The organism is Enterobacter sp. MGH 38 (assembly GCF_000492855.1).
Taxonomy (GTDB): Bacteria; Pseudomonadota; Gammaproteobacteria; order Enterobacterales; family Enterobacteriaceae; genus Enterobacter; species Enterobacter hormaechei_C.
Map to the genome: position 1 here is coordinate 144,222 of NZ_KI535607.1, position 13,337 is coordinate 157,558.

The window sequence follows — 13,337 nt, forward strand, 5'->3', positions numbered from 1 at the left end:
CCTCCGGCCGGCCCAGGGTTGTCTCAGATTCTGAGTATGTTAGGGTAATGCCAGTTAACTATTTACCATGGTAATCATATCGACATAAACAAATAACAGGACACTCTCTATTGCATGGCAATTAAATTAGAAGTGAAAAATCTTTATAAAGTATTTGGCGAGCACCCGCAGCGTGCTTTCAAATATATTGAGAAAGGCCTTTCTAAAGAGCAAATTCTGGAAAAAACCGGGCTATCGCTTGGCGTTAAAGACGCCAGTCTGGCCATTGAAGAAGGCGAGATTTTTGTCATCATGGGATTATCCGGCTCGGGTAAATCCACTATGGTTCGCCTTCTCAATCGCCTGATTGAACCCACCCGCGGACAGGTGCTGATTGACGGCGTTGATATCGCCAGAATATCAGACGCGGAACTCCGCGAGGTGCGCAGAAAGAAAATTGCGATGGTGTTTCAGTCATTTGCACTGATGCCGCACATGACGGTACTCGATAATACCGCCTTTGGCATGGAGTTAGCCGGTATCCCCGCTCAGGAACGTCAGGAAAAAGCCCTTGATGCACTGCGTCAGGTCGGGCTGGAAAATTATGCTCATGCGTATCCGGATGAACTCTCCGGCGGTATGCGTCAGCGTGTGGGATTAGCGCGCGCATTAGCGATTAATCCGGATATTTTATTAATGGACGAAGCCTTCTCGGCGCTCGATCCCTTAATTCGCACCGAGATGCAGGATGAGCTGGTAAAATTACAGGCCAAACATCAGCGCACCATTGTTTTTATTTCTCACGATTTGGATGAAGCCATGCGTATTGGTGACCGTATCGCCATTATGCAAAATGGTGAAGTGGTGCAGGTCGGCACACCGGATGAAATTCTCAATAATCCGGCGAATGATTATGTGCGCACCTTCTTCCGCGGCGTGGATATTAGCCACGTATTCAGTGCGAAAGATATTGCCCGTCGAACACCAAACGGCATTATTCGTAAAACGCCAGGTTTTGGTCCGCGCTCCGCGCTGAAGCTGTTGCAGGACGAAGACCGTGAATACGGTTATCTGGTTGAACGCGGCAATAAATTTGTCGGCGTTGTCTCCATCGACTCCCTGAAAACCGCCCTGAGCGAAAACCAGGGAATCGATGCGGCGTTGATTGACGCTCCGCTTGCCGTGGACGCCGAAACGCCGCTCAGCGAGTTGCTCTCTCACGTGGGTCAGGCGCCGTGCGCCGTGCCGGTTGTCGGTGAAGAACAACAGTACGTTGGCATCATCTCAAAACGGATGCTGCTACAGGCTTTAGATCGCGAGGGGACAAACAATGGCTGATCAATCAAACCCATGGGGCACCACTGAAGCAGCGGACAGCGCGGCGCAATCTGCCGATGCGTGGGGTTCGACGCCTGCGCCTGCCGATGGCGGCGGCGCGGCAGACTGGCTCAACAGCGCACCAGCGCCTGCCCCAGAGCATTTCAATATTATGGATCCGTTCCACAAGACGCTGATCCCGCTGGATAGCTGGGTAACGGAGGGGATCGACTGGGTCGTTACCCACTTCCGTCCGGTGTTCCAGGGGATCCGCATCCCGGTGGATTACATCCTGAACGGCTTCCAGCAGCTGATGCTGGGCATGCCCGCGCCGGTGGCGATTATCCTGTTCTCGCTGATCGCATGGCAGTTCGGCAGCGCGGGTATGGGGATCGCCACGCTGATCTCCCTGATTGCCATCGGCGCGATTGGCGCGTGGTCTCAGGCGATGATCACCCTGGCGCTGGTGCTGACCGCCCTGCTGTTCTGCGTGGTGATCGGCCTGCCGATGGGGATCTGGCTGGCGCGCAGCCCCCGGGCCGCGAAAATTATCCGCCCGCTGCTGGATGCGATGCAGACCACGCCAGCGTTCGTTTACCTGGTGCCTATCGTGATGCTGTTCGGCATCGGTAACGTACCGGGGGTGGTCGTGACCATTATCTTCGCCCTTCCGCCAATTATTCGTCTGACCATTCTGGGCATTAACCAGGTGCCTGCGGATCTGATAGAGGCATCGCGCTCGTTCGGCGCCAGCCCGCGTCAGATGCTGTTTAAGGTTCAGCTTCCGCTGGCGATGCCGACCATTATGGCAGGTGTTAACCAGACGCTGATGCTGGCGCTGTCGATGGTGGTGATCGCCTCAATGATTGCCGTTGGCGGGTTAGGTCAGATGGTACTGCGCGGCATTGGCCGTCTCGATATGGGGCTGGCGACCGTCGGCGGCGTCGGGATTGTGATCCTCGCCATCATTCTTGACCGCCTGACCCAGGCTGTCGGTCGTGATTCACGCAGTCGCGGCAACCGTCGCTGGTACACCACCGGCCCTGTCGGGTTACTCACCCGCCCATTCACAAAATAAGGAACAACGATGCGACATAACGTACTTTTTGCCACAGCGTTTGCGACCCTTGTCTCCACCAGCGCAGTTGCCGCTGACCTGCCGGGCAAAGGCATTACCGTGCAGCCGGTGCAGAGCACCATTTCGGAAGAGTCCTTCCAGACCCAGATTGTCAGCCGTGCGCTGGAGAAACTGGGCTATACGGTGAATACCGCCAGCGAAGTGGATTACAACGTGGGCTATACCTCCATTGCCTCCGGCGATGCCACCTTTACCGCCGTGAACTGGCAGCCGCTGCACGACGATATGTATGCCGCCGCAGGCGGTGACAAGAAATTCTACCGTGAAGGCACCTTTGTGACCGGCGCTGCGCAGGGATATTTGATCGACAAGAAAACCGCCGATAAGTATCACATCACCAATATTGAACAGCTGAAAGATCCGAAGATCGCCAAACTGTTTGATACCAACGGTGACGGTAAAGCCGACATGATGGGCTGCTCGCCGGGCTGGGGCTGTGAAGCGGTGATTAACCACCAGAACAAAGCCTTCGATCTGGCGAAGACCGTCGACGTGAGCCACGGCAATTACTCTGCGATGATGGCCGACACCATCGCCCGCTTTAAAGAAGGCAAGCCAGTGATCTACTACACCTGGACGCCGTACTGGGTGAGCGACGTGCTGAAGCCGGGCAAAGACGTGGTGTGGTTGCAGGTGCCCTTCTCTTCCCTGCCGGGCGAGCAGAAAGATATCGACACCAAACTGCCAAATGGCATGAACTATGGCTTCCCGGTGAATACCATGCATATCGTGGCGAACAAAGCCTGGGCCGAGAAAAACCCTGCGGCGGCGAAGCTGTTCTCGGTGATGAAACTGCCGCTGGCTGACATTAACGCCCAGAACGCGATGATGCACGCGGGTAAATCATCCGAAGCAGATATCAAAGGCCACGTGGATGGCTGGATCAAAGCCCACCAGCAGCAGTTCGATGGCTGGGTGAAAGAGGCGCTTGAGGCGCAGAAGTAAAGTACTTTCCCCTCACCCCAGCACTCTCCCGAAGGGAGGGGGTGTTAGCGTTCCCTCTCCCTTCAGGAGAGGGTTAGGGTGAGGGGCTTAACCGCACAAACACACACATAACAATTCCCCAACATTCACCATCATTGGTTATTATGTTTCCGGAAAAATAATCACTTAACTCACGATTCCTGAAACTAATGACAAAAACAACTCAAGGGCTTAGCCCCGCACTCATCCTTTTAATGTCCGTGGCAACGGGTCTGGCCGTCGCCAGCAACTATTACGCACAACCACTGCTCGACACCATCGCACGCGCCTTCGATCTTTCAGCCAGCTCCGCCGGCTTTATTGTCACCGCAGCACAGCTCGGCTATGCGGCCGGGCTGCTGTTCCTGGTGCCATTAGGCGATATGTTTGAGCGCCGGATGCTTATCGTCTCCATGACGCTGCTGGCGGCGGGCGGAATGTTGATCACCGCCAGCAGCCAGTCGTTAACGATGATGATTATCGGCACCGCGCTGACGGGGCTGTTCTCGGTGGTGGCGCAAATTCTGGTTCCCCTCGCCGCGACGCTGGCTTCCCCGGAAAAACGCGGCAAAGTGGTCGGTACTATCATGAGCGGCCTGCTGCTGGGCATCCTGCTGGCGCGAACCGTTGCCGGGCTGCTGGCGAGCCTCGGCGGCTGGCGCACCGTTTACTGGGTGGCGAGCGTGCTGATGCTTATCATGGCGCTGGCCCTGTGGCGCGGCCTGCCAAAGGTGAAGCAGGAAAATCACCTGAACTATCCGCAGCTCCTCGCCTCCGTTTTCAGCCTTTTCACCCGGGATAAACTCCTGCGCACGCGCGCCATTCTGGGGTGTCTCACCTTCGCCAACTTCAGCATCTTATGGACGTCGATGGCGTTTCTGCTCGCCGCGCCACCGTTTAACTACTCAGAAGGCGTGATTGGCCTGTTCGGGCTGGCAGGCGCGGCTGGCGCACTGGGCGCGCGCCCGGCGGGTGGGCTGGCCGATAAAGGTAAATCTCATATGACCACCTCCGCAGGGCTGGTTTTACTCCTCCTCTCCTGGGCGGCCATCTGGTACGGACACGTCTCCGTGCTGGCGCTGATTGTCGGTATTCTGGTGCTAGACCTCACCGTGCAGGGCGTACACATCACCAACCAGACCGTGATTTACCGCGTGAAGCCGGACGCCCGTAACCGTCTGACGGCCGGGTACATGACCAGCTACTTTATCGGCGGCGCGGCGGGCTCGCTCATCTCAGCCTCCGCCTGGCAGTATGCGGGCTGGACGGGAGTGTGCGCCATCGGCGCCATCGTCGCGGCGATAAATCTGCTGGTATGGTGGCGCGGCTATCACCGTCAGGAAGCAATTCACTAAGTTTTACATTGCTTTGGGTCCCCTGGGGTGTAAAGGGGGCCTGCATCTGTTAAGGTAACAGCAATCATTTATCCCAGAAATTTTACTGTGGGTGACATATTTACTACCGGCATGAATAGTTCAGACCCCTGTCCTCACATCCCCTCTTTCGCGGGTACACACCCCACACTCTCTGTGCTCACCGGGTCACGGATTTACCCGGCGCTTTCTGATGGTGACATACGTTTGGCGGATATAACCGCACAAATAATTCATTTACATTATTTGTCACTGTCGTTACTATATCGGCTGTAATTAATGAGGTTATGCCCAAAATGGATAGTTCGTTTACGCCCATTGAACAAATGCTTAAGTTCCGCGCCAGTCGTCATGAGGACTTCCCGTATCAGGAAATTCTGCTGACCCGCCTGTGCATGCACATGCAGGGTAAGCTGCTGGAAAATCGTAACAAGATGCTGAAAGCGCAAGGGATTAACGAGACGTTGTTTATGGCGTTGATTACGCTGGAGTCTCAGGAAAATCACAGCATTCAGCCATCGGAACTGAGCTGTGCGCTGGGGTCATCCCGTACCAATGCAACCCGTATCGCGGATGAACTGGAAAAGCGCGGCTGGATTGAACGCCGTGAAAGCGATAACGATCGCCGCTGCCTGCATCTGCAACTGACCGAGAAAGGTCACGAATTCTTGCGCGAAGTGCTGCCACCGCAGCACAACTGCCTGCACCAGCTCTGGTCTGCCCTCAGCACCGCCGAGCGCGACCAGCTTGAGCATATTACTCGCAAGCTGCTCACCCGTCTGGACCAGATGGATGAAGATGGCGTCATCCTTGAGGCGCTGCGCTAACGCGACGATCCGCTCAACATTCCAGATTGCTAAAAAGAAAAACTGACAGGCCAGCACGTGAAACTGCTGGCCTTTCTGACAACAGGTCGGCTCAGCCGATGTGAAAATAAAAAGATCGTGGAGAACAACAATGAGCGCAAATGCGGAGAACACCCCCCCGCAGCAACCGGTCAACAAAAAGGGCAAACGTAAGAGCGCCCTTATTCTGCTGACCTTGCTCTTTATTATTATTGCCGTGGCATATGGGATCTATTGGTTTTTAGTCTTGCGTCATGTTGAAGAGACAGACGATGCATACGTGGCAGGGAATCAGGTTCAAATCATGGCCCAGGTGTCAGGCAGCGTGACGAAAGTCTGGGCTGATAACACCGACTTTGTGAAAAAAGGCGATGTGCTGGTCACGCTCGATCCTACCGACGCCCAACAGGCTTTTGAAAAAGCACAGACGGCGCTGGCCTCCAGCGTTCGCCAGACCCGCCAGCTGATGATCAACAGCAAGCAGCTTCAGGCCAATATCGACGTGCAGAAAACGGCGCTGGCTCAGGCGCAGAGCGACCTCAATCGTCGTGTTCCTCTCGGCACCGCCAACCTGATTGGCCGTGAAGAGTTGCAGCACGCCCGCGATGCGGTGGCCAGCGCACAGGCGCAGCTGGACGTGGCGATCCAACAGTACAACGCTAATCAGGCGATGGTGCTGGGTACTTCTCTGGAAAACCAGCCGGCGGTGAAACAGGCGGCGACCGAAGTGCGTAACGCATGGCTTGCCCTGCAACGTACCAAAATCGTCAGCCCGATGACCGGCTACGTTTCCCGTCGTTCCGTACAGCCAGGGGCGCAGATTAGCACCACCACGCCGCTGATGGCGGTAGTTCCGGCGAACAATCTGTGGGTCGATGCGAACTTCAAAGAGACCCAGCTGGCGCATATGCGTATCGGCCAAACCGCAACTGTGGTCAGCGATATTTACGGCGATGACATCAAGTACACCGGGAAAGTGGTCGGTCTGGACATGGGGACCGGCAGCGCGTTTAGCCTGCTGCCTGCACAGAACGCCACCGGCAACTGGATCAAAGTGGTACAGCGCTTGCCTGTGCGTATCGAACTGGATCCTAAGCAGCTGGCAGACCATCCGCTGCGAATTGGCCTTTCCACGCTGGTGACGGTCGATACCGCCAACCGCGACGGTCAGATCCTCGCAAGCCAGGTGCGCAGTACGCCAGCTTATGAAAGTAACGCCCGTGAAATTAGCCTCGATCCGGTCAATAAGCTGATCGATGACATCGTGAAGGCAAACGCCGGTTAAGCCGAAGGTGAGCGTTATGCAACAGCAAAAGCCGCAAAAACCGCTGGAGGGGGCGCAACTGGTCATTATGACCATTGCGCTGTCGCTGGCGACATTCATGCAGGTGCTGGACTCCACCATCGCAAACGTGGCGATCCCTACGATCGCCGGGAACCTTGGCTCATCGCTGAGCCAGGGGACCTGGGTCATTACCTCGTTCGGGGTGGCGAACGCCATCTCCATTCCCATCACCGGCTGGCTGGCGAAGCGCGTCGGTGAAGTGAAGCTGTTCCTTTGGTCGACGATCCTGTTCGTGCTGGCCTCCTGGGCCTGCGGCATGTCCAGTAGCCTGACGATGCTGATTTTCTTCCGCGTCATCCAGGGGATTGTCGCCGGGCCGTTGATTCCGCTGTCGCAGAGTTTGCTGCTGAACAACTATCCGCCCGCCAAACGCTCCATCGCGCTCGCGCTGTGGTCGATGACGGTGATTGTCGCCCCAATTTGCGGGCCAATCCTCGGCGGCTATATCAGCGATAACTATCACTGGGGCTGGATCTTCTTCATCAACGTACCCATCGGTGCGCTGGTGGTACTGATGACGCTACAGTCTTTGCGTGGTCGCGAAACGCGGACTGAACAGCGGCGGATCGACGGCATCGGGCTGGCACTGCTGGTTGTCGGCATCGGTAGCCTGCAAATCATGCTCGACCGCGGCAAAGAGCTGGACTGGTTCGCCTCTACGGAAATCATCGTGCTGACGGTGGTCGCTGTGGTGGCCATCAGCTTCCTGATTGTCTGGGAGCTGACGGACGACAACCCGATAGTCGACCTCTCGTTGTTTAAATCGCGAAACTTCACCATCGGCTGCCTGTGTATCAGCCTCGCCTATATGCTCTACTTCGGCGCGATTGTTCTGCTGCCGCAGCTGTTGCAGGAGGTGTACGGCTATACCGCAACTTGGGCGGGGCTGGCCTCCGCGCCGGTGGGGTTAATTCCGGTTCTGCTGTCGCCGATTATTGGCCGTTTCGCCCATAAGCTCGACATGCGCAGGCTGGTGACGTTCAGCTTCATCATGTACGCCGTGTGCTTCTACTGGCGCGCGTATACGTTTGAACCGGGAATGGACTTTGGCGCCTCCGCGTGGCCACAGTTTATTCAGGGCTTCGCCGTAGCGTGCTTCTTCATGCCGCTGACCACCATTACGCTTTCCGGCTTGCCGCCTGAGCGGATGGCGGCGGCATCGAGCCTGTCGAACTTCACCCGTACGCTGGCGGGCTCCATCGGGACATCGATCACCACCACGCTGTGGACCAACCGGGAATCGATGCACCATGCTCAACTCACCGAAGCGGTGAACCCGTTCAACCCTAACGCTCAGCAGATGTATAGCCAGCTTGAGGGGATGGGGATGACGGAGCAGCAGGCGTCCGGCTGGCTTGCCCAGCAGATCACCAACCAGGGGCTGATTATCTCGGCAAACGAGATTTTCTGGATATCGGCGGGGATCTTTATCGTCCTGCTGGGGCTGGTGTGGTTTGCCAAACCACCGTTTGGGGCCGGTAGCGGGGGCGGTGGGGCGCATTAGCCCTCATTACAGGACGCCTTACCCGGCCTACGATCGTAGGCCCGGTAAGCGCAGCGCCACCGGGCAACTTCTACGGTTGTCCAAAACGCGACAGCGATTGTCAGTTCCGATAAAGCAGCGCGCCTGAAATCGATTCACGATAGTGAAAAGACAACAGGAGCGCACCATGCTGAACACACCCGCCGACAAATACCAGCCTTACCCCACCCTTTCGTTGCCCGACCGCCGCTGGCCGGAGCAGATTATCACCTGCGCCCCGCGTTGGCTCTCGACCGACTTACGCGACGGTAACCAGGCGCTGGCCGAGCCGATGGACAGCGCGCGCAAGCTGCAATTCTGGGATCTGCTGCTGACCTGCGGGTTTAAAGAAATAGAAGTCGCCTTCCCGTCCGCCTCGCAGACGGACTTTAATTTTGTACGTCAGCTGATTGAGGAGAACCGCATCCCGGATGACGTCACCATTCAGGTGTTAACGCAGGCGCGGGACGATCTTATCCATCGCACTTTCGACTCCCTGCGCGGCGCGAAGCAGGCCACCGTTCACCTGTATAACGCTACCGCCCCGCTGTTCCGCCGTCTGGTATTCGGCATGGAGAAAGCGCAAATCGTCGAGCTGGCGACGCGCGCGACGCGCCTGATTCGTCAGCTGTGTGAAGAGAACCCTGACACCCGCTGGCAGTACGAGTACTCCCCGGAAACCTTCTGCTTTACCGAACCGGAGTTTGCGCTGGAGATTTGTGAAGCCGTGGCGGAGATCTGGCAGCCGTGCGCGGCGCGTCCGATGATCGTCAACCTGCCCGCTACCGTCGAAGTGAGCACGCCGAACGTCTATGCTGACCAGATCGAGTATTTCTGCCGCCACTTCAGCCGCCGCAGTGACGTCTGTATCAGCGTACATCCGCATAACGATCGCGGAACGGGCGTCGCCAGCGCGGAGCTGGCCGTCATGGCCGGGGCTGACCGCGTGGAGGGCTGCCTGTTTGGCAACGGTGAGCGCACGGGCAACGTCTGCCTGGTGACGCTGGCGATGAACCTCTACAGCCAGGGCATTAGCCCGAATCTGGATTTCAGCGATATGAATCGGGTGGTTGAAACGGTAGAAACCTGCAACCAGCTGCCCGTCCATCCGCGCCATCCGTGGGCGGGTCGTCTGGCTTACACCGCCTTCTCCGGCTCGCACCAGGATGCCATCAAGAAAGGTTTCGATGCCCGTAAGCCTGGCGAACGTTGGGAGATGCCCTATCTGCCCGTCGACCCGCAGGATATTGGCTGTACCTATGAAGCGGTGATCCGCGTGAACAGCCAGTCAGGAAAAAGCGGAAGCGCCTGGCTTATTGAGCAAAACCACGGCCTGAAATTGCCTCGCGCCCTGCAACAGGATTTTAGCCAGCACGTGCAGCAGGAAACGGATAACCATGGAAAAGAGATTACGCAGAATGCGCTCTGGCAGCTGTTCCGCGCCCGTTACGGCCTGGTGGCGAGCCCGCCATTAGCGCTGCAATCGTACCGCAGCGACAGCCAGCAGGACGGCCAGCTGCGGCTGACGGCAAGCGTCGCCACGCATGGGGGCACCCGCCAGCTGGAAGGCCAGGGAAACGGTTTGCTCTCCGCCGCCGCTCACGGCTTAAGCCGCTGGATCAACGCGTCGTTTGTGATCAAGGATTATCACGAACATACGTTAGGCGAACGCAGCGACAGCCGCTCGGTGGCCTATATCCGCTGCCTGTTCCAGGATGGGACCAGCCGCTGGGGCGTGGGCATCGACAGCGACGTGGCACGCGCGTCGATTCAGGCGCTTTTTAACGCGGTCAGTCGTTCCTGAAGTAATCGCTGGGTGGAGAGACCCATTACCCGGCGAAACATTGCCGTAAAGGCGCTGTGGCTGCCATACCCCAGATCCAGCGCCACGCGTAATACCGGCTGGCCCTGCGCCAGCCGCACTAAGGCTTCCAGCAGTCGCGCCCTTCTCACCCACTCGCCGTAGCTCAGGCCTGTCTGCTGCTGAAAATGACGGTTCAGCGTGCGTTCGCTCATCCCCACAATACCTGCGGCCTGGGCGCTGCTCCAGCTTTCTCCTCGGGCCATTCGAATCTGCTGGCAGAGATGGCGCAGCGCTTCGCTTTCCGGCTCGGGCAGGTGAAACGGCAGCACCGGCATGAGACGAATTTCATCGAGGATCAGCTCATAAACACGTTCATCGCGGCTTCCGGGTGCGTAAGATTCAGGAAGCGTAAGGGAGGTCAGGATCAGCTCGCGCAGCAGGGGCGAGATCTGCACGATCTGGCAGGTCGCCGGGAGATCGGCGCGCGCCAGCGGGTCGATAAACAGCGTGCGGGCGGCAACGTTGCCGGTGATGCGCAGGGCGTGCTGCGTACCCGCAGGTAGCCAGACGCCGCGACCGAGCGGCACCACCCAGCAGCCGGATGCGGTATCCACCCGCACGACGCCGGTGAGGCTGTGCAGGAGCTGCGCGCAGTCGTGCTGATGCCACGGCTCGCTGTCGCCATGAGCATAATCATGCGAAAACGGCACAAGCGGGCGATGGGTAAAGGAGAAGGTGGTGGTTGTCGTCATCAGGATTGTAGGCCCGGTCAGCGAAGCGCCACCGGGCATCCACAGGCACGATACTAAATGTGCAGTTCCTGAAGTTTTTCTTTTGGCAGGGCCAGCTCGTCGTTGCTGTTTACACGAACATCACGTTCGATGATATGACGGGCAATCTCCTGAGCTTCTTCCAGAGAGTGCATCTGGTAAGTGCCGCACTGGTAAACGTTCAGCTCAGGGATCTGGTTCTGCTCTTTCACCTTCAGCACGTCTTCCATCGCCGCTTTCCACGCATCCGCGACGCGTTTCTCTTCAGGCTGACCAATCAGGCTCATGTAGAAACCGGTTCGGCAGCCCATCGGAGAGATATCGATGATCTCCACGCCGTTGCCGTTCAGGTGGTCGCGCATGAATCCGGCGAACAGGTGTTCCAGCGTGTGAATGCCTTTCTCTGGCATCACTTCTTTATTCGGCACGCAGAAGCGCAGGTCGAAAACGGTGATCGTGTCGCCGTGCGGCGTGTTCATGGTCTTCGCCACGCGGACTGCTGGTGCTTCCATACGGGTATGGTCGACAGTAAAGCTATCTAATAACGGCATACGTCACCTCCGATAGTGATTTTTTTTAAAATAAACTGAACTCTTCTACAGAATGCGCGTCTGAGTATATGAAAGACGCGCATTTGTTATCATCATCCCTGAATTCAGAGATGTATATTTTGGCCACAGCGATGTGGCCTTTTTCTTTTGGTTCAGGCCTGCTTCGCCAGAAACGCCTCAAACGACTCCGTATCCGCCGCTTCGACCTCTTTCTGACGCACAACGGACGCATCGCGCTCTGCCACAAAATCCGCTTCGCTCAGGATCTCTAACGGCTCCTGCATCAGCATCTCACGGTACTCCGCTGAGAGTGAACGCCCTGTGCCACCAATTCCCTGCTCAATCATAGAACGCAGAATACGTGCTGAGAATGTCAGTTCCGGGTTATCAAAGCTTTCAACCAGTTCGTCGCAGACCTTCTGGTAAGCTTCGCCGCCGTACACGCTATCCAGCGTCTGGGCTACGCGCTTCAGGTCATGGAACAGATCCTTCCCTACCTTAGACAGTGGGAACTGAGCCGTTTCACAGCCAATACCTAACGTCAGGCCCGGCTTGCGCCCTTCCAGAATCACGCGATTCCAGTTGGCACGGGTACACAGCAGTTCGTCGGAACTCATTTCCGGCGCATCCGCCAGTACGCACCAGACCATAAACAGGTCAAGGAAACGAACCTGCTGCTCGTCAACGCCAATCGGTGAGAACGGGTTGATATCCAGCGAGCGCACTTCAATGTATTCGATCCCGCCGCGCTGTAGCGCATCCGACGGCGTTTCACCGCTGCGCGTCACGCGCTTCGGACGAATCGGCGCATACAGTTCATTTTCAATCTGCAACACGTTGGTGTTAATTTGCAGGCGTTTGCCGTCTTTTTCGAGGCCGATTTTTTCGTACTCTTCCGACGGGGTTTTTATCGCCCGCTTCAAGCCTGCCACATATTCGTGCAGATCGTTAAACGTAATTCCGAGATTGCTTTGCGATTTATTGGTATAGCCAAGGTCGCTCAGGCGCAGGGAGGTCGCGTATGGCAGGTAATACATGCCACATTCGGTCTTCTCGAACGGTAGCGTGGTCGGTTTCCCTTGCAGGAACGATGAACAGATAGCCGGGGACGCGCCGAACAGATACGGAATAACCCAGCCAAAACGGTAGTAGTTGCGGATCAGGCGGAAGTAGCCCGCGGAGATCGCTTCTTTATCCGTTTCACCGCACTTCGCCTGCCAGAACGCCATCGGCAGAGAAAAGTTGTAGTGCACGCCAGAGATCGTCTGCATCAGTGCGCCGTAGCGGTTTTTCAGTCCTTCGCGATACAGCGTTTTCAGCCGACCAATATTCGAGGTACCGTACTGCGCCAGCTCGATATCCTGCCCCTGCTCGATATAGCACGGCATGCTGAGCGGCCACATACGCTCGTCGCCGAGGTTGCGGGCGGTGAAGCGATGCACGTCGCGCATGATCGTCAGCATATGATCAATATCACCGTCTACTGGCGTGATGAACTCCAGCAGCGCTTCGGCGAAATCGGTTGTGATCCATTTATGTGTCAGCGCCGAGCCTAACGCCTTCGGGTGTCCCGTAGTCGCTAAGCTACCATCCGCATTTACGCGCAGCGTTTCGCGCTCAAGCCCACGCTGAATCCCCTTCAGTGCCTGAGGGTGATTTTCCAGCCAGGCCAGCGCCTGTGATACGTCCGGGATCAATTTGACCTCCCGCCTGTCAAAAAATTGTCACTC

Annotated in this window: 10 protein-coding genes and 1 pseudogene; 8 read left to right on the forward strand and 3 right to left on the reverse strand. The window is 57.1% G+C overall.

What is annotated here, in order from left to right:
• The first annotated feature begins 114 nt into the window (after positions 1 to 114).
• From proV to leuA, 8 genes are all read left to right on the forward strand, one after another.
• Positions 115 to 1,317, forward strand: a complete 1,203-nt coding sequence (gene proV, locus L384_RS20185; RefSeq protein ID WP_022651720.1) for a glycine betaine/L-proline ABC transporter ATP-binding protein ProV — start codon at positions 115 to 117, stop codon at positions 1,315 to 1,317.
• Complete coding sequence (gene proW, locus L384_RS20180) at positions 1,310 to 2,374, forward strand: glycine betaine/L-proline ABC transporter permease ProW (RefSeq protein ID WP_015571659.1); 1,065 nt, start codon at positions 1,310 to 1,312, stop codon at positions 2,372 to 2,374. The genes proV and proW overlap by 8 nt, the downstream gene beginning before the upstream one ends.
• Before the next feature lie 9 nt (positions 2,375 to 2,383).
• Positions 2,384 to 3,379, forward strand: a complete 996-nt coding sequence (gene proX / locus L384_RS20175; protein ID WP_017382774.1) for a glycine betaine/L-proline ABC transporter substrate-binding protein ProX — start codon at positions 2,384 to 2,386, stop codon at positions 3,377 to 3,379.
• A 188-nt stretch (positions 3,380 to 3,567) separates the two neighbouring features.
• Positions 3,568 to 4,752, forward strand: coding sequence for an MFS transporter (locus L384_RS20170; protein WP_023323650.1), 1,185 nt, complete (start codon positions 3,568 to 3,570; stop codon positions 4,750 to 4,752).
• 314 nt (positions 4,753 to 5,066) lie between these two features.
• Positions 5,067 to 5,597, forward strand: a complete 531-nt coding sequence (gene emrR, locus L384_RS20165; RefSeq protein ID WP_017694792.1) for a multidrug efflux transporter EmrAB transcriptional repressor EmrR — start codon at positions 5,067 to 5,069, stop codon at positions 5,595 to 5,597.
• 130 nt (positions 5,598 to 5,727) lie between these two features.
• Entirely contained in the window at positions 5,728 to 6,900 is a 1,173-nt protein-coding gene (emrA, locus tag L384_RS20160; RefSeq protein WP_022651722.1) for a multidrug efflux MFS transporter periplasmic adaptor subunit EmrA, read from the forward strand.
• Positions 6,901 to 6,916: 16 nt separating this feature from the next.
• Complete coding sequence (gene emrB / locus L384_RS20155) at positions 6,917 to 8,464, forward strand: multidrug efflux MFS transporter permease subunit EmrB (protein WP_006811709.1); 1,548 nt, start codon at positions 6,917 to 6,919, stop codon at positions 8,462 to 8,464.
• A gap of 166 nt (positions 8,465 to 8,630) precedes the next feature.
• Entirely contained in the window at positions 8,631 to 10,286 is a 1,656-nt protein-coding gene (gene leuA / locus L384_RS20150; protein WP_023323651.1) for a 2-isopropylmalate synthase, read from the forward strand.
• Here the strand turns inward: leuA and L384_RS20145 are convergent.
• From L384_RS20145 to gshA, 3 genes and pseudogenes are all read right to left on the reverse strand, one after another.
• A pseudogene (locus tag L384_RS20145) lies at positions 10,273 to 11,038 on the reverse strand (helix-turn-helix transcriptional regulator). The gene leuA and the pseudogene L384_RS20145 sit on opposite strands and share 14 nt — an antisense overlap.
• A gap of 53 nt (positions 11,039 to 11,091) precedes the next feature.
• On the reverse strand, positions 11,092 to 11,607 hold the full coding sequence (luxS, locus tag L384_RS20140; protein WP_003862180.1) for an S-ribosylhomocysteine lyase: 516 nt from the start codon (positions 11,605 to 11,607) through the stop codon (positions 11,092 to 11,094).
• Positions 11,608 to 11,759: 152 nt separating this feature from the next.
• On the reverse strand, positions 11,760 to 13,304 hold the full coding sequence (gene gshA / locus L384_RS20135; RefSeq protein WP_022649137.1) for a glutamate--cysteine ligase: 1,545 nt from the start codon (positions 13,302 to 13,304) through the stop codon (positions 11,760 to 11,762).
• Between the last annotated feature and the right edge of the window lie 33 nt (positions 13,305 to 13,337).